The sequence below is a fragment of the Oerskovia gallyi genome (genome assembly GCF_014836745.1).
Lineage (GTDB): Bacteria > Actinomycetota > Actinomycetes > Actinomycetales > Cellulomonadaceae > Oerskovia > Oerskovia paurometabola.
Genome location: NZ_JACSQE010000005.1, coordinates 154,920 through 172,115, shown reverse-complemented (window position 1 = coordinate 172,115; position 17,196 = coordinate 154,920). Strand labels below are relative to the sequence as shown.

Genomic DNA, 17,196 nt, shown 5'->3' with positions numbered 1-17,196 from the left:
GTCAGAACGCCATGGCGCGGTCGACCGCGTCGAGCACCCGGTCGAGGCTCGGCAGGTACTCGTGCTCGAGCTTCGCGACGGGGTACGGCGTGTGGAAGCCGCCGACGCGCAGCACGGGCGACTCGAGCTCGTAGAAGCACTCCTCGGTCACGCGGGCCGCGATCTCGGCGCCCGAGCCGAGGAACGTCGCGGCCTCGTGCACGACGACGCAGCGTCCGGTCTTGCGCACCGACGCGACGACGGTCGCGGTGTCGAGCGGGGAGATGGCGCGCAGGTCCACGACCTCGATCGACCGCCCCTCGGCCGCTGCCGCGGCGGCGACCTTGAGCGCGGTCGGCACGGTGGGGCCGTACGCCACGAGCGTGAGGTCCGTGCCCTCGCGCACCACGACCGCGGAGTTGAGGGTCGAGTCGCCGACGGGAGCGTCGAGCACGACGTCGCCCTTGTCCCAGTAGCGGCCCTTGGGCTCGAAGAACAGCACAGGGTCCGGGGACGCGATGGCCTCGCGGATCATCGTGTACGCGTCCTGCGGCGTCGACGGCGAGACGACGCGCAGCCCGGGGGTGTGCGCGAACAGCGCCTCGGGGCTCTCGCTGTGGTGCTCGACCGCGCCGATCCCGCCGCCGAACGGCACCCGGATGACCACGGGCAGGTTCAGGCGACCGCGCGAGCGGTAGTGCATCTTGGCGAGCTGCGTCGTGATCTGGTCGTAGGCCGGGAAGATGAAGCCGTCGAACTGGATCTCGCACACGGGCCGGTAGCCGCGCAACGCCAGACCGATCGCGGTCCCGACGATGCCCGACTCGGCGAGCGGCGTGTCGACCACGCGGTCCTCGCCGAAGCTCGCCTGGAGCCCGTCGGTCACGCGGAAGACGCCGCCGAGCTTGCCGATGTCCTCGCCCATGAGCAGGACCTTGGGGTCGCTCGCGAGCGAGGCGCGCATGCCCTCGTTGATGGCCTTGCCCAGCGTGAGGCGGGCCGTGCCGGTCGCCGTGGCCGGTGCGGTGGTGGTCGGCGCGCTCATCGTGCTCCTCCGTGCTGGTCGTGCGTCCTCGAGGCTCCCTCGTCCGTGAAGGACGCCTCGTACTCCTCGAACCACCGGCGCTCGGTCGTGACGACCGCGTGCTCGGTCGCGTACACGTGCTCGAACATCGACTCGGTCGACGGGCGGCCCAGGCCGCGCACGAAGGTCCGCAGGCGCTCCCCGAGCGCGTCGCCCTCGGCCTCGAGGTCTGCGGCCCACTGCTCGTCCCACGCACCCTCGGCCTCCAGGAGGAGGCGCAGGCGGTCGATCGGGTCCCGACGGCGCCACAGCTCCTCCTGCTCGGAGGTGCGGTAACGGGTGGGGTCGTCCGAGGTCGTGTGCGCGCCCATGCGGTACGTGTAAGCCTCGATGAACGTGGGGCCGCCGCCCGAGTGCGCGCGCTCGAGCGCCTCGGCCGTCGCGGCGTAGCACGCGAGGACGTCGTTGCCGTCGACCCGCAGGCTCGGGATGCCGAAGCCGTGGGCCCGCTGGTGGATCGGCACGCGCGACTGCTTGGTCGTGGGCTCGGAGATGGCCCACTGGTTGTTCTGGCAGAAGAACACGACCGGGGACTCGTTGACCGCGGCGAAGACGAGGGCCTCGCTCACGTCGCCCTGGGACGTCGCGCCGTCGCCGAAGTACGTCACGACCGCGGTGTCCTTGGCCGGGTCGCCCGTGCCGACGAGCCCGTCGCGCTGGACGCCCATCGCATAGCCCGTCGCGTGCAGCGTGTGCGAGCCGATCACGAGCGTGTAGAGGTGGAAGTTGTGCTCCTCCGGGTCCCAGCCGCCGTGGTCGATGCCGCGGAACTGGCGCAGGATGTCGGCGACGTCCACGCCGCGCGTGTACGCGACCCCGTGCTCGCGGTAGGACGGGAAGACGTAGTCCTGCGGGGCGAGCGCCCGACCCGAGCCGATCTGCGCGGCCTCCTGGCCGAGCGCCTGGGGAAAGAGCCCGAGCTCGCCCTGCCGCTGGAGCGACGTCGACTCGTCGTCGAAGCGGCGGGTCAGGACCATGTCGCGGTACAGGCCGCGCAGGGCGTCGGCGTCCAGGTGGGCGACGCGCTCGCGGTAGGCCGCGTTCTCCGGGGTCTCGACCCGCACACCGGTCGGGGTCAGGAGCTGGAGCAGGTCCGCGTCGACGGGGAGGGTCGCCCCGGTGTCCGTCGTTCCGGAGTCCGTCGAGGCCGCCAGGGGACCGCCGGCAGGCTCGGCTGCGAGGTCGGCCGCAGGGGCCGTGTGCTGCTGGTTCACGCGTTCTCCTTCGGTGCGGCCCGAGGCGTGAGCCCGGGTCGCTCGGGGGCGGTCCTCGGCCGTTCCCGACCGAACCTACGACACCGTAGCTTACGCAAGCGTAGGCTACGAGCGGGTAGCCTCCTGCGCCATTGGAGGACAAACCTTCCCCGGTCGTCTTTGGAGGTTCCCTCCAACTGCACGTCCACGTCTCGCCACGAACCAGGGCGTCGCGGACGGATCCGTTGGCGCAACCCCTCAGAACAGGCGAGCCCCGCAGCACGACGGCCACCGCAAGCACCGCCCGCACCGCGCGTCCGCACGACGGGACTCGGGGGTCAGCCCTGCGGCTACGGACCGGTGTACCCCGCCCGCGCACGGAGGGCGTCCCGCTCCCGGACGACCGGCCACGTCGAGAACGCGAACACCAGGAACATCACGACGTTCAGCAGCGGCACGATCCCCACCAGGACCCACCAGCCCGAGTAGCCGGCCTTGCGGATGATCTGGATGTAGGCGATCAGGAAGATGATCGCGACGGCCGCCCAGACGATCAGCGCCGCCGTGCCGAAGAGCCAGCCGTAGTCGTCCTGGAGCTGGTCGTACGAGGGAGTGTCCATACCGGGAGTCTTCTCCCAGGGGCCCGCTCCGGCAACAGGTACCGGTGCCGCTACCGCCAGCGTGCCGCGACCCTCAGGAACGCCTCGGTCGCCTCCTCCTCACCCACGCTCACCCGGATGCCCTCGCCCGCGAACGGGCGCACCAGGAGACCTGCCGCTGAAGCGCCCGCGGCGAGCTCCGCCGTCGGGCCGCCGAGCGGGAACCACACGAAGTTCGCCTGCGTCTCCGGCAGGTCCCAGCCCTGGTCCCGCAGCCCCTCGACCAGGCGCTCGCGCCGCGCGACCAGGTGCTCGACGCGCTCCAGCAGCTCGCCCTTGACCGACAAGGCCGCGAGCGCCGCGCGCTGCGCGACGTGCGAGACGCCGAACGGCGTCGAGACCGCGCGGACGCCCGCCGCGAGCGCGGGCTCGGCGACCGCGTATCCGACCCGCAGCCCCGCCAGCCCGTAGGCCTTGGACAGCGTGCGCAGCAGGACCACGTTGGGGTGCGCCGCGAGGACCGCGAGGCCGTCGGGCGCCTGCGGGTCGCGCACGAACTCCAGGTAGGCCTCGTCGAGGACCACCAGGACGTCGGTCGGGACCGCCGCGAGGAACGCGTCGAGCTCGCCCGCGTGCACCACGGGGCCCGTCGGGTTGTTGGGCGTGCAGACCAGGACGACGCGCGTGCGGTCGCTGATCGCCGCGGCCATCGCGGGCAGGTCGAGGCGACCGTCCCGGGTCACCGGGACGCGCACCGACGTGCCGCCCGCGACCGCGACCGCGATCGGGTACGCCTCGAACGAGCGCCACGGGTAGACGACCTCGTCCCCCGCGTCCACGACGGCCGACAGGATGTGCGCGAGCACGGCCACCGAGCCGTTGCCCACGACGACCTGCGCCGCGTCCACGCCCAGGTCGGTCGCGAGCGCCTCGGTCAGGTCCGTCGCATACATGTCCGGGTAGCGGTTGGTGTCCGCGGCCGCGTCGACGATGGCCGCGACGACCGCGGCGGGCGGCGGGTACGGGTTCTCGTTGGACGACAGCTTGAACGCGCTCGACCCGGGAGCGAGGCGCGCGCCCGGCACGTAGGCGGGCAGCGCGGCGACGGCGGGACGGAGGGGGACGCCTGCGGCGGGGGGCGTGGGGACGGAGGGCGCGGGGCTGGTCACGCCACCAGGATGCCACCGTCCCTCGCCGCCCGACGGCGTCGCTCACGTCGTGGGCCGGGTGCGCGCTTCGCACGGAGACCGCGTGTGTGGATGCCGACCCACGCCAGCCGATGGCAGGATGACACGCATGAGCTTCGTCATCCGCGTCATCGTCACCGGCATCGCGATCTGGCTCACGAGCCTGTTCATCGACGACCACTTCTCGATCGTCGGCTCCGACACCGTCGGCGGCCAGATCGTGATCGTCCTGGCCGTGGCCCTCATCTACTCGCTGGTCAACGCGATCATCAAGCCGATCGTGGCGATCATCTCGATCCCGCTCTACATCCTCACCCTGGGACTGTTCACGCTCGTCGTGAACGCCCTCATGCTGATGCTCACGGCGTGGATCACCGAGCAGACGGACTGGGGCATCCGGATCGAGGGTGGGTTCTGGTGGGCGCTGCTGGCCGCGCTCATCATCGGCGTCCTGAACTTCGCGATCTCCGCGGTGGTCGCACCCAAGTCGCGGGTCTGACCCGGAGCGGTCCTGCGCGCCGTCGTCGACCGCAGGCAGGCCGCGGTCAGTCGGTGCGCGTCCGCACGAGCCCTGACTCGTAGGCCAGCACGACTGCCTGCAGGCGGTCCCGGACGCCCAGCTTGGCCAGTATCCGCCCGACGTGCGTCTTGACCGTCGTCTCCGACAGGAAGAGCAGCTCGGCGATCTCGGCGTTCGACCGGCCCTCCGCGATGCTGTGCAGCACGTCCGTCTCACGCGGCGTGAGACCCCCCAGCAACGGGTGCGGTGCGTCGATCTCGGGGGCGGCGCCGGACTCCGGGAACCTCCCCGCGAACAGGTCGAGCATGCGCCGCGTCACGCGCGGCGAGACCACGGCGTCGCCCGACGCCACGGTGCGGACCGCCGCCACGAGCTCGGCGGGACCCGCGTCCTTGAGGAGAAAGCCGCTCGCCCCCGCGCGCAGTGCCGCGAATGCGTACTCGTCGAGGTCGAAGGTCGTCAGGACGAGTACCCGGACGGCCGGGTGCTCGGCGACGATGTCGCGCGTCGCGTCGATACCGTTGACACCAGGCATGCGCACGTCCATGACGACGACGTCCGGACGCAGTGCACGCACCTGGTCGATCGCGGTGCCGCCGTCCGCAGCCTCCCCGACGACCTCGATGCCGTCCGCGCTCTCGAGCAAGAGCCGAAACCCCATGCGGACCAGCGCCTGGTCGTCGACCAGCAGGACCTTCGTCATACGTCTCCCTCGTTCAGCGGCAGGACCGCCCGGACCTGCCATCCTGCCCCTTGCTGCCCCGTCTCGACCGTCCCCCCGAAGACCGCCGCACGCTCGCGCATGCCGACGAGCCCCCGTCCCGACCCGTAGGTCGCCTCGACCGGGAGCGTGGGACCGCCGTCGGTCACCACGACCTCGACCTGACGTTTGCGGCGAAGCACGGACACCTCGACCGACGGCGTGCCCGGTGCGTGGCGCAGCACGTTGGTCAGCGCCTCCTGGACGATCCGGTAGACCGCGAGCTGCATGCTCGCAGAGAGGTCGCCGAGCCCGTCGTCCGACTGCCCCGTGGTCGTCACCGGCAACCCTGCGGCGCGGAAGCGGTCGACGAGCGAAGCCAGGTCGAGGGTGCCGGGCTGGGGCCCGAGGGGCGCTGCTCCGGTGACCTCCTCCGCCCCCGCCGTCCGCGGTCCGTCGCCCAGGTCCTCGCCGCCGCCGTCGTCGAGCACTCCGAGGACGCGCCGCATGTCGCCGAGCGCCGAGCGGCCCGTCGAGACCAGCTCGCCGAGCGCCGCGCGGGACCGGTCCGGTGCCCAGTCGATCGCGGCCGCCGCGCCGCCGCCCAGGGCGACCATGACGGAGATGGAGTGGGCGACGACGTCGTGCATCTCCCGGGCGATGCGCGCTCGCTCGGCCGCCTGCGCCAGGCGCTCTCGCTGCTCCAGGTCCCGTGCGAGCGCGTTGGCCGCGTCCACGAACGCCGCGACGTGCAGCCTGCGGTTGCGCACGTTCGTACCCAGCGCCACCGCGACGAGAGACAGCACGAGGACCGGCACCGCGGTCTGGTACCAGACCGCGCTCTGGAGGAAGCCCCCGGCGCCCGCGACAGCCGCGAGGTCGTCCGCGTCCGCCGGACCGAGCCCCAGGCTGATGCTGCCCACGGTCGCCACCAGCGGGAAGACCCGCGCGCCGACCAGCAGGACAGCGACCGTCCCGGCGCACACCGCCCACGTCACGGCCGGTCGCTCGGTCCGGGCGACCGCGTACAGCGCGATCGCGAGCCCGACGTCGAAACCTGACGTCGCCCCCGTGGTCGCGAGCGCGACGACCCCCAGGAGACCCATGACCAGCGCGACCAGGACCGGACGTCGCCGACGCCAGAAGAGGGCCACCGCCCCGCCGACCGTCAACGCAAGAGACGCGTACTGCATCTGCAGGACCTGCTCCCCGCCCAGGTAGGCGTGGAGCGCGTACATGGAGTCGGCCCCCGCCCCCATGAGCACCGCCCATCCCGTGAAGCCGGCGACGAGCAACGCGTCCATGATCACCGGGCGCCGGGCGAGGTATCGCCGGACAGGTCCGACCCGGCGCGCGGACAGCTCGGTGAAGACCGGGGCGGGGCTCGGTGGCTCGCTGCTCATGCTTCCTCCTCGTCGACGCTCCCGGCTGGACGCGTCGGGGCCGTCCTCACGCGTCCCGGCGACGCAGCAGCACCGCCGCGACCACGAGCACCGCGACCACCCATGCGAGCAGTACACCGTAGCCGCCCCAGGGCGAGAGGCCCGTGCCGCTCGACGTCGTGATCACGGAACCGACCGCGTCGGACTGCAGCAACCGGCTGCCGGCGCTCGACGGCAGGTACGTGACGAACGTCTGGACAGGCTCCCAGGGGATGGCACCGAGGCCGTTCTCCACGACCAGCAGGAGGCCGAGCACGATCGCGATGCCTGCGGCCGAGCTGCGCACGATCGTGCCGATGCCGAACGCGAGAGCCGTGACGGCCGCCAGGTAGAGCGGGACCCCCAGGACGATGCGGGCGTCCTCGGCCCGTGCGAGATCGATCGACATCCCCGTGCGCTCGAACCACGCCGCACTCCCGGCCCACGCCATCGCCAGCCCGACGAACGAGGCCAGCACCACGGACCCCACGGTCACCAGGAGCTTCGCCCCCAGTGCCGACGTGCGTGCGGGGGCGGCCGCGAGCGTCGACCGGATCTGGCCTGTCCCGTACTCTCCCGTGACGGCCAGGACGCCGAGGGTGCAGAAGGCCAGCTGTGTCAGCGCGACGCCCGACGTGACGTAGACGGCGGCCACCATCCCCGGGCTCCCGACGGCCTCCGGGACCTGGGCGATGCTCATCATCCTCGACACCGCGAGCGCGGGCAGGAACAGCAGGCCGATCCCGAGGACCCACCAGCTCGACCGGAGCGAGCGGAACTTGGTCCACTCGGCCGCGACGAGCCGGCCGAAGGTCACGGGCCGGACGTCCACCCGTCGGTGCGCCGCGACGGCGGGCGAGCTCGTACCGACCGCGGGAGCGACGGAAGAGGTGGCTGGTGTGGTCATCGGGGGCCTCCGACAGTGAAGTGGTCGGACGTGGACGCGCCCGGGACCGGGGTCGAGCGGTACTCGACCGCATCCGAGGTCAATCGCATGTAGGCGTCCTCGAGCGAGGTCCGCACGGGGGCCAGCTCGTGGATGACGACCCCGGCCACGCTCGCGGCGGTGGCGATCTCCGGCGCCGTGCAGCCGGACACGTCGAGCACGTCGTGCTCCACGGTCGTGACGCTCACCCCGGCTCGGCGACACAGCTCCTGCGTGAGCTCCGCGCTCATGGGTGTCCTGACCCTGACGGAGGACGTCTGGGCGCGGGCCACGATCTCCGTCAGAGGTGCATCCGCGATCACGCGGCCCCGACCGAGGACGATGAGGTGGTCGGCCGTGAGCGCCATCTCGCTCATGAGATGGGAGGAGAGGAGCACGGTCCGCCCTTCCGCTGCCAGGCCCCGGAGCATGGTCCGCACCCACACGACACCCTCGGGGTCGAGCCCGTTGACCGGTTCGTCGAGGATCAGCGTGCGGGGGTCACCGAGCAGGGCCGACGCGATGCCGAGTCGTTGCCCCATGCCGAGCGAGAACGTTCCCGCACGCCGACGGGCGGCCGTTCCGAGCCCGGTGGCCTCGATGACCTCGTCGACCCGGCGGCGGCCGAGGCCGTGCGTCCTCGCCTGCGCCAGCAGGTGGTCACGGGCCGACCGGCCCGGGTGGACGGCCCGCGCGTCGAGGAGGCTGCCCACCTCGCCCAGCGGGGCGCGGTGCCGCACGTACGGCGCACCGTTCACCGTGACCGTGCCTGCGGTCGGCCGGTCCAGCCCGACGATCATCCGCATGGTCGTCGACTTCCCCGCACCGTTGGGTCCCAAGAACCCCGTGACCACCCCGGGGCGGACGGTGAACGAGACGCCGTCGACGGCCGTCGTGTCCCCGTACCTCTTCGTCAGGCCAGCTGCCTGGATCATGTGTGTCCTCCTTCGTGACGTCCTCAACGTAGGAGCGGAGACGTCACCTCAGGGACGTCCACAGGGACGAGATCCAGGGCGACGCGGGGTCCTCCGAAGGGAGGACCCGTGCCGACGCTCCCTGCCCTCGCTGGCCCCGGCCGGCACGTCATGGCGGCGCGACCGGCAGCGGGTCGAGCGCCCCACGGAAGTAGCGCGCCTCGACGCGGTCACCCGAGACGGCCTTCTCGAGTGCGTCGAGATTATCCATGAGACCTGGGTGGCCGATCTCCCGGGCCCGGGTCAGGACGTCGACGTGGTGCGGCACGCCGTGCGGGATGCCGTCCTGCCTCCTGGGCGCGCCCGGGGCGTCGAGGTCCGCGCGGACCGTGACCTGGTGCGGACCGACCGGGTTGTCGGTGCCGTCGAGCTGCGAGACCACCTCCTGCTCGTTCTCGACGTGCGTGGCGCGGACGCCTGAGGGCAAGGCCGCCAGCCCGACCGGCGCCCCGGCGGTCAGGACCTGACGGACGTCGTAGCGGGGCACGGCCCCCGCCGAGCCCGCAGCCCCCGTCGCACCGGTCGCCGCCGCCGCGACGGCCATCGCGACCATGCCGCCCTGCGAGTGGCCCACCAGGACGACCTCCTCCCCCTCGGGGATCTCGGCCTGGCGCATCGCGTCGAGGACGTACGCGGTGCTGTCGGCGGGCTCCCCCTGCACCAGGTCGAAGTTCGACGTCATGCTGAACGGGGTCGTCAGCCTGCCGAGCTGCGTCCCGGGAACCGTCACCACCCACGTCGCCCGCTGGTCGTCGCCGACGTACTTCTCGACCGAGACGACCGAGTCCGGGAGGTCGTTGCCCTTGCCGTAGACCACGTCGATCCCGGACAGGAGATCCTCCGCGCTGCGCGCGGCGGGCTTGCTGAAGCCGTCGGGCAGGGTGTCCTCCGTCAGCTCGGTCGTGACGACCTCCGCGGCGAAGTTCCGCCGGTAGGCGTCGGACACACCGCGCAGCATGCCCGCGGCCTCTCCCACGTCCGAACGCCCCTCGAGGTCCGGCACAGGACTCAGGACCGTGAGGACGGTGCCCAGGTCACGGACGGCCTCGTCGTGATACGCCCCGGATCCGCTGACGAACCGGTCCCAGCGGACGCCGCGCCCCGCGGCCGCCCACACCGCGACGTCCGCGAGCCCTGCTCCCACCGTCAGCCCGACCCCGGTCCCGGGGATGCCCGCGAGCCACGAGAGGAAGCGCTCCGCGCCCGACTCGCCCTCCTCGTAGATCCCGGCGGCCTTCCGGAGCCGGTCGAACAGCCCCATGAGCACCTCCTGCGCCCGGATCAGCGCGTCGGTGTAGGCCACGGTCTCGTCGAGCAGCGCGGAGCGGGCGGCGGCGACCTCGGGCGGGACGGGCACCCACGCCGACGAGGTCCCCGTACCGAGCGTGCTGTAGCACGCCGCGATCCCGCCGACCCACCGCACCGACGACGACGGCCCGTCCACGAGACCGCTGACGAGCCCGTACGCGCGCCGGCTCTCGTCGGCGGCGGCCTCGACGTGCAGCGCCGCCTCGAGGACGGTGGCGGCGGCCTCGACCAGGTGGGCCGTCTCGACCCGGGTCACTCCTCCGGAGACGACGATGCCCGCGGTCGGGTCCGGCGGCCTGCTCATCGCAGGCTCGCCTCGGCGTTGGCTGCCTCGAGCGTCCTGACGTAGCGCGCGGCAGCCCCCACGGCCCGGTCGGCGGCGAGGTCCGTCCGGTACAGCTCGTGGACCGCGTCGACGACGAGGTCTCGGTACCCGTCCGAAGCCGGCCCTTCCCACGCGGTGCCCGCGGTCCGGCTGACGATCGCGATCGCCTCCGCGGCGAGGTCGGCGGCGCGGCGCAGCTCGGGTCGTGGATCGACCACGTCGAGGGCGGGTGACCCGCCCGACGCGGCGCCGGCGAGGGCGAAGGAGGTCGACATGCGCACGACCGTAGGGAAGGTCCGCGAGGTCCCGCCCGGCCCGCGCGCGCGGCTGTGGGCAGTCGTCCGCGGGCCGTGCCTGTGCACGGCCAGGACTCCTGCGCCGCGCAGGTGCCGGAGACGAGCCGGGCCGCCCGACTCCCGACCCCTCCGAGCGACGCGACGACCGCGAGACGCCCGCTCCGCCGTCGGGCGCCCGTGGGAGAATGGCGCCATGCCTACGGACTCCGCCGACTCCGCCGCGCCTGTGACCACCACCCAGCGCGCCACGCTCGCCGACATCACCCCGCCCATCGCCCTGGGGCCGCTCGACGGGCGCTACCGCGGCGCCGTCGCGCCCCTGGTCGACCACCTGAGCGAGGCCGCGCTCAACCGCGAGCGCCTCCACGTCGAGGTCGAGTGGCTCATCCGTCTCACCGAGGGCCCCGTGGTCCCGGGCGCGCCCACGCTGAGCGACGCCGAGAAGGCGTACCTGCGCGCGATCGTCACCGACTTCGACGCCGCGGGCATCGCCGAGCTGGGCGAGATCGAGCGCGTCACGGTGCACGACGTCAAGGCGATCGAGTACTACATCAAGCGTCGCCTCGAGGCCGCTCCTGGCGTGCTGGGCGAGGGCACGGTCCTGCCGTCGGCGGGCGAGCTGGTGCACTTCGCGTGCACGAGCGAGGACATCAACAACCTGTCGTACGCGCTCATGGTGCAGGGCGCGGTGCGCGACGTGTGGCTGCCCGCCGCGACGGCTCTCGCGGACCAGCTCGCCGAGATGGCCCGCGAGCACGCGGCCGTCCCGCTGCTGAGCCGCACCCACGGCCAGCCCGCGACGCCGTCGACGCTCGGCAAGGAGCTTGCCGTGCTCGCGCACCGCCTGCGCCGCCAGCTGCGCCGCATCGAGGGCGCCGAGTACCTCGGCAAGCTCAACGGCGCGACGGGCACCTACGGGGCGCACACGGTCGCGGTCCCCGGCGTCGACTGGCCCGCGGTCTCGAGGTCCTTCGTCGAGAGCCTCGGCCTCACATGGAACCCGCTGACGACGCAGATCGAGTCGCACGACTGGCAGGCCGAGCTCTACAGCGACATGGCCCGCTTCAACCGCATCCTCCACAACCTCAGCACCGACGTGTGGACGTACATCTCGCTGGGCTTCTTCAAGCAGATCCCGGTGCCGGGCGCGACGGGGTCCTCGACCATGCCGCACAAGGTCAACCCGATCCGCTTCGAGAACGCCGAGGCGAACCTCGAGATCTCCTGCGCGCTGCTCGACACGCTCGCCTCGACGCTCGTGACCTCGCGCCTCCAGCGCGACCTCACGGACTCGACGACGCAGCGCAACATCGGCCCGGCGTTCGGCCACTCGCTGCTCGCGGTGGACAACGTCTCGCGCGGCCTGCGCGCCCTCGCGGTCAACGCGGACCTGCTCGCCGCGGACCTCGACGCCAACTGGGAGGTGCTCGGCGAGCCCATCCAGTCGGCCATGCGTGCGGCGTCGGTCGCGGGCGTGCCCGGCATGGAGAACCCGTACGAGCGCCTCAAGGACCTCACGCGCGGGCACCGCCTGACGGGCGAGGAGATGCGGGAGTTCGTCCAGGGCCTCGGCCTGCCCGACGACGTCACGCGCCGCCTCACCGACCTCACCCCGGGCACGTACACGGGCATCGCGGAGCAGCTGGTGGGCGACTACCTGGACTGAGCCTCGGCTCGTTCGCCGAGAAGTGAGTAGATGCCCCTGATCCCGCCGGATCAGGGGCATCTACTCACTTCTCGGCGGGGCTGGTGCTGACCCGCAGCGTCAGGCCGGGGTGGGGCCGGTCGACCGTCCAGCGCAGTGCCAGGAACGTCGCGGCCGCGACCAGCAGCAGGACGGCGACGTCCACGCGCTCGTACCCGTAGAAGGGGTAGGTGCGCGACCCGAAGATCCCCACGCGTCCGATCATGAACGCCGCGAAGATCCCACCGAGCAACGGCACCGCGTCGCGCGTCGCCGGGATCACCACGAGCACGACCAGCCCCACGACCACCGGCACGACGATCGTGCCCGTCGTGAGATGCCAGAACGGTGAGACGTATCGCCACGACGGCCCGGCCCCCGTGAACTCGCCCCAGGTCAGCGCGGCGAGCAGCGTGGCGATACCGGCCGGAGCGATGCCCCAGCGCCACCCGTACGGCCGTTCGCCCGTCCGGGTCCGTTCGACCAGGGCGAGCGCGAACGCCGCCATGCCCACGACCCACACGGCCTCGACATAGGCCGCCTGCAACGCGTCCTGCCAGATCATCACACCCAGCGCGACCGTCGAGACGACGGTTCCCGCGACGACGAGGGTCCGGCCGGTACGGACGAGACCGCACAGCACCAGGACGAGGCCCGCCCCCCACAGGACCCACCCCGGCGCGAACGGGTGGCTGGACACGGCGAGCCACGGGCCGCGGTATTCGAACGTGACGGCGGCCGCCACGAAGGTCTTGGCGGCCGGAACCATCAGCAGGAGCGGCAGCACGAGCACGAGGAACGTCGCGGCCGATCGTCGGCGGCCCGGGGTCGGTCCGAGCGGGACGACCGCCCACTCGCGCACAGCGGCCAGCAGCAGGTCGCGGCGCTCGGCCGACGACGGACGCGACTGCCCGGGGCGCGCACCGTCGAGCAGGTGCCCGAGCATCTCGGCCTCGTGCTCGCGGCGGTAGGCGAACGGGAAGAGCCGCACGAGGCGGCGGTAGTCGCGGACGAGCACGGGCGCGACGGGCAGCACGGGCAGAGCCTCGTCGGCGGATCCCGCCTGCTGCGGGCCGTCGGCGGTCATGCGGGCACCGGCCCGGCACCCAGGCCCGACGGCGCCGCTCCGGTCGTGCGACCGGGCGCGCTCGCGCGCGGCTCCCGGGCGGCCAGTCGTGCGAGGGCGCGTCGTGCGTGCGCCTCGGCCCGGTGCGCCTCTGCCTCGAGCCGCACGCCGCCCTCGGCGGTGAGCCGGTAGTACCGGCGCAGTCGCGAGTCGACGACCTGTTCGTGGTCGACCTCGACGAGACCCGCCGCGACGAGCCGGTCGATCGCGCCGTAGAGGGTGCCGACGCGCAGCGTGATGCGACCGTCCGAGCTGGCCTCGACGTCCTTGGCGATGCCGTAGCCGTGCAGCGGGCCGGCAGCGAGCGCCGACAGGATGAGGAACGCCGGTTCCTGGAGAGGTTTGGATGCCATGCCGAGGAACATACTCTCGTCACGAACCTATGAACGCCGACACTCCGATGGCGCCGAGCGCCGAGCGCCGAGAAGTGAGCAGACGCCCCCGATCCCGTCGGATCAGGGGCGTCTGCTCACTTCTCGACACAGGCTCACGCGGCAGATTCCTTCACAATCAAGCGGAACTGTGAAATTCTCTTCCATGCATCGGACCCGTACCAACGGAGGCATGGACATGACGCACCACCCGAGCGACCCCACCGCGGTCGCCCCCGCTCCCACCACCCCCTCGCCCGAGACCCCGGGCCTCGGCCGCCGCGGTTTCCTCACGCTCGCGACCGCCGGCGTCGCGGCCAGCACGCTGAGCGTGACGATCGGCTCCTTCTCCCCCGCCGCGGCCGCACCCGTCCCTGCGACGGGAGCGACGCCGTCGGGCCCCGTGCCGCGCAAGCGCGAGCTGCGCGCCATGTGGATCTCGAGCGTCGTCAACATCGACTGGCCCTCGGCCCCCGGGCTGAGCGCCGAGCAGCAGAAGGCCGAGTACCTGCACTGGCTCGACGTGGCCGAGCAGTACCGGCTCAACGCCGTGTTCGTGCAGGTCAGGCCGACGGCCGACGCGTTCTGGCCCAGCCCCTACGAACCGTGGTCGCAGTACCTCACGGGCACCCAGGGCAAGGACCCCGGCTACGACCCGCTCGCGTTCGTCGTCGAGGAGTCGCACAAGCGCAACATCGAGATCCACGCCTGGTACAACCCGTACCGCGTCTCGATGCAGGCAGACCCTGCCCAGCTCGTCCCCGAGCACCCCGCCCGACAGCACCCCGAGTGGGTGTGGGCCTACGGCGGCAAGCTCTACTTCGACCCGGGCCTGCCCGAGGCCCAGGAGCACATCCAGCGCGCGATCCTGCACTCGGTCGAGAACTACGACCTCGACGGCGTGCACTTCGACGACTACTTCTACCCCTACGCGGTCGCGGGGCAGACCATCCCCGACGCGCACACCTATGCGACGCACGGCACGGGTTTCGCGACGGTCGAGGAGTGGCGCCGCCACAACGTCGACACGTTCGTGCAGTCCATCTCGCAGCGCATCAAGCAGGTCAAGCCGTGGGTCAAGTTCGGGATCAGCCCGTTCGGGATCTGGCGCAACGCCTCGACCGACCCGCGGGGCTCGGCGACCAGCGGCTCGCAGTCGTACGACATGCAGTTCGCCGACACGCGCAAGTGGGTCACCGAGGGGTGGCTCGACTACATCAACCCGCAGATCTACTGGCAGATCGGTCTCGTGGTCGCGGACTACGCGAAGCTCGTGCCCTGGTGGGCCGAGGTCGCGGCGCAGTCCGGCACGCAGCTCTTCGTCGGCGAGGCGCTCTACAAGGTCACGTCGGGCGTCTTCACCGACCCCGCCGAGATGTCGAACCACCTGACGTTCAGCCAGCAGGTCGACGCCGAGGTCGGCCCCGTGCTCGGGAACGTCTACTTCTCGGCCAAGCACGTGCCCGCCGACCCGCAGGGCTCCATGAGCCGCGTGCTCGAGGACCACTACCGCCACCCCGCGCTCGTGCCCGCCTCCCCCAGGCTGCCCGCGCAGCCGCTGCGCACCCCCGTGCTCGCATGGGCCGGGTGGCGCGACGACGGCGTCCGCGTCCACTGGACCGACGCCGGGGGCCGCCGCTTCCCCGCGACCTCGTTCGCGATCTACCGCGTCGACGGATGGGTCAAGAAGGTCGACGTCGAGAACCCCGCGCACCTGGTCGCGACGCAGCGCGCCGAGGGGCGGATCCTGCAGGACTACCTCGACGAGACCGCGCTGCGCGGCAAGAAGTACACCTACGTGGTCACGGCGCTCGACCGGCTGTGGAACGAGTCGCGGCCGAGCGAGGTCCGCTGGTCGGTCTGACCCTGACGTCCCGCTCCACGATGCCGAGGGAGCACGGTGCTCCCTCGGCATCGGGGCGGGTCACGCCGCCTCAGGCGGGCAGCGCGAACCTCCCGTCGGGGTCGAGCTCGCGGCGCACGGTCGCCAGGTGCGCCTGGTCCGCCGGGGACCACAGGTCGATCGGCGCGGCCTCGCTGATCGCGCCGGCGAAGTTCGCCTGGGTGCGCCCCAGCGACCAGGGCTGCGCCGCCTCGAGCAGGCCGTTGATCGCTGCCGGGACGGCCGTCTCGAAGAGCTCGGGGACGGGGAGCCCGATCGTGAAGAGCGCGAACGCGGCGTCGCGCCCCGTGACCGAGTCGGCGCCGTGCGACCCGTCGGCGAGCGCCCCGCCGAGCTGGCGGATCTCGGTCATCATGAGCGGGGCCTGCGACTGCGGCCCCGCGACCGCGAGCACGGCCTCGGCGGTCTGCGGCCCGAACGTGTGCAGCAGGGTGGACCCGTCGAGGATCGGCATGGGGTCGGTCGGGTCGGCGTGCACTCCCCCGATCGCCGCGTAAGGGATCTCGGCGATCGAGTCCAGGAGGATCGGCACCGCGGTGCGCAAGGGCGCGATGGCCCGCTCGACCTCGGCCAGAGGCCGGGTCGAGGCGACGCGGAGGTTCGCCACGTACTGGCCGCGCAGCGGCTCAGGCAGGAAGTCGAGCGGAGGCAGGCGCAGCAGCGCGATGGACGTCGTGATGTCCGACGGCGCGCTCTGGACCCAGTCGGCGTAGGTCCGGAAGAGCGTCGCGGCGTCGTCCCCGAGGGCGAAGAAGCTCCCGCCGGTGACGGTCTCGAGGTTCAGCAGGCGCACCGTCACCGAGGTCACGACGCCCAGCCCCCACTTGCCGCCACGCAGCGCCCGCAGGATCTCGGGGTGGTGCTCGTCGTCGACGTGGAGCAGGGAGCCGTCGCCCGTGACGAGGTCGGCCGCGACGAGGTAGTTCGACCCGAAACCGACCTCGCGCGCGAGCGGCCCGATCCCGCCGCCGAGGAGGAATCCGACGGCTCCCACGTCGGGGGACGACCCCGTGACGGCCGCGAGACCGAGCGGCGTGACGGCGTCGAGCACGTCCCTCCATCTCGATCCTGCGGCGATGCGGGCCGTGCGCGCCGGCTCGTCGACCTCGACTCCGGTCAAGCCTGCGGTGCTCAGGGCGATACCGCCGTCGATCCCGCGCGCGAAGCCGTGACCCGTGCTGAAGACGGTCACCGGCAGGCCGAAGCGCTGGGCGGTGCGGACGGTCGCCTGGACGTCGTCGGCGGACGTGGCGTGGACGACGTAGTCGGGGCGGTGCTCGACTGCGACGTTCATCCCGGAGAGCCGGGCGTCGGGGTCGGTGCCGGCGAGGACCCGGCCGGTCACGCCCTGTGCGAGCGCGGCGAGCACGACGTCCTGCGTGGTCTCGTGGGCAGTCATGGAAGTCCCTCTCGAACGATGGGAGCGCGGAGCAGCGCTACCCCAGAGAGAGGGTTGGGAGCGCTCCCGGTGACATGTCCGCCGAGGGTGACGGAAATGTCCGCCGAGGGTGACGCCCGCCTGCGCCCAGGGTGCCCGAAACGTCCGCCGACGGTGACGCTCCCCCACGCCCACGGTGACCGCGCGCACGGTGACCCCGCGC

At 72.5% G+C, this 17,196-nt stretch carries 16 protein-coding genes; 3 read left to right on the top strand and 13 right to left on the bottom strand.

All coding sequences use genetic code 11. From position 1 onward, the window contains the following. Position 1 precedes the first annotated feature (1 nt). The 4 genes from H9640_RS08000 to hisC form a co-directional block, all read right to left on the bottom strand. Positions 2–1,024 (bottom strand): alpha-ketoacid dehydrogenase subunit beta, encoded by a 1,023-nt coding sequence (locus tag H9640_RS08000; RefSeq protein ID WP_191790183.1) that lies wholly within the window; start codon positions 1,022–1,024, stop codon positions 2–4. Further along, the gene (gene pdhA / locus H9640_RS07995) at positions 1,021–2,154 is read right to left on the bottom strand and encodes a pyruvate dehydrogenase (acetyl-transferring) E1 component subunit alpha (protein WP_225226899.1); all 1,134 of its coding nucleotides are present in this window, start codon (positions 2,152–2,154) and stop codon (positions 1,021–1,023) included. Before pdhA ends, H9640_RS08000 begins: the two co-directional genes overlap by 4 nt. Before the next feature lie 452 nt (positions 2,155–2,606). Then, positions 2,607–2,876, bottom strand: a complete 270-nt coding sequence (locus H9640_RS07990) for a DUF805 domain-containing protein (protein ID WP_204810035.1) — start codon at positions 2,874–2,876, stop codon at positions 2,607–2,609. A 50-nt stretch (positions 2,877–2,926) separates the two neighbouring features. Further along, a complete protein-coding gene (hisC, locus tag H9640_RS07985; RefSeq protein WP_191790181.1) occupies positions 2,927–4,024 on the bottom strand; it encodes a histidinol-phosphate transaminase in 1,098 nt (365 codons plus the stop codon). Between the two features lie 127 nt (positions 4,025–4,151). Here hisC and H9640_RS07980 point away from each other — a divergent pair, with 127 nt between their 5' ends. Further along, positions 4,152–4,541: a phage holin family protein gene (locus H9640_RS07980; protein WP_191790180.1), complete on the top strand. Its 390-nt coding sequence runs from the start codon at positions 4,152–4,154 to the stop codon at positions 4,539–4,541. Between the two features lie 46 nt (positions 4,542–4,587). Here H9640_RS07980 and H9640_RS07975 read toward each other — a convergent pair whose 3' ends face one another. The 6 genes from H9640_RS07975 to H9640_RS07950 form a co-directional block, all read right to left on the bottom strand. Then, positions 4,588–5,265, bottom strand: a complete 678-nt coding sequence (locus H9640_RS07975) for a response regulator transcription factor (RefSeq protein WP_191790179.1) — start codon at positions 5,263–5,265, stop codon at positions 4,588–4,590. Then, on the bottom strand, positions 5,262–6,665 hold the full coding sequence (locus H9640_RS07970) for a sensor histidine kinase (RefSeq protein WP_191790178.1): 1,404 nt from the start codon (positions 6,663–6,665) through the stop codon (positions 5,262–5,264). Before H9640_RS07970 ends, H9640_RS07975 begins: the two co-directional genes overlap by 4 nt. 46 nt (positions 6,666–6,711) lie before the next feature. Beyond that, positions 6,712–7,590, bottom strand: a complete 879-nt coding sequence (locus H9640_RS07965) for an ABC transporter permease (RefSeq protein ID WP_191790177.1) — start codon at positions 7,588–7,590, stop codon at positions 6,712–6,714. Then, positions 7,587–8,543, bottom strand: coding sequence for an ABC transporter ATP-binding protein (locus H9640_RS07960; RefSeq protein ID WP_191790176.1), 957 nt, complete (start codon positions 8,541–8,543; stop codon positions 7,587–7,589). The genes H9640_RS07965 and H9640_RS07960 overlap by 4 nt, the downstream gene beginning before the upstream one ends. Positions 8,544–8,691: 148 nt before the next feature. Beyond that, positions 8,692–10,194: a hypothetical protein gene (locus H9640_RS07955; RefSeq protein ID WP_191790175.1), complete on the bottom strand. Its 1,503-nt coding sequence runs from the start codon at positions 10,192–10,194 to the stop codon at positions 8,692–8,694. Further along, the gene (locus tag H9640_RS07950; protein ID WP_191790174.1) at positions 10,191–10,490 is read right to left on the bottom strand and encodes a hypothetical protein; all 300 of its coding nucleotides are present in this window, start codon (positions 10,488–10,490) and stop codon (positions 10,191–10,193) included. Before H9640_RS07950 ends, H9640_RS07955 begins: the two co-directional genes overlap by 4 nt. Before the next feature lie 214 nt (positions 10,491–10,704). Between H9640_RS07950 and purB the strand changes: the two genes are divergently transcribed. Continuing rightward, the gene (gene purB / locus H9640_RS07945) at positions 10,705–12,177 is read left to right on the top strand and encodes an adenylosuccinate lyase (protein WP_191790173.1); all 1,473 of its coding nucleotides are present in this window, start codon (positions 10,705–10,707) and stop codon (positions 12,175–12,177) included. 64 nt (positions 12,178–12,241) lie between these two features. Here the strand turns inward: purB and H9640_RS07940 are convergent, their stop codons facing one another. Then, a complete protein-coding gene (locus tag H9640_RS07940; protein ID WP_191790172.1) occupies positions 12,242–13,282 on the bottom strand; it encodes a hypothetical protein in 1,041 nt (346 codons plus the stop codon). Continuing rightward, complete coding sequence (locus tag H9640_RS07935) at positions 13,279–13,674, bottom strand: PadR family transcriptional regulator (protein ID WP_191790171.1); 396 nt, start codon at positions 13,672–13,674, stop codon at positions 13,279–13,281. Before H9640_RS07935 ends, H9640_RS07940 begins: the two co-directional genes overlap by 4 nt. 211 nt (positions 13,675–13,885) lie before the next feature. Between H9640_RS07935 and H9640_RS07930 the strand changes: the two genes are divergently transcribed. Next, on the top strand, positions 13,886–15,556 hold the full coding sequence (locus H9640_RS07930) for a glycoside hydrolase family 10 protein (protein ID WP_225226866.1): 1,671 nt from the start codon (positions 13,886–13,888) through the stop codon (positions 15,554–15,556). Between the two features lie 70 nt (positions 15,557–15,626). Here the strand turns inward: H9640_RS07930 and H9640_RS07925 are convergent, their stop codons facing one another. Beyond that, positions 15,627–16,994: an FAD-binding oxidoreductase gene (locus H9640_RS07925; RefSeq protein WP_191790170.1), complete on the bottom strand. Its 1,368-nt coding sequence runs from the start codon at positions 16,992–16,994 to the stop codon at positions 15,627–15,629. Positions 16,995–17,196: the final 202 nt, after the last annotated feature.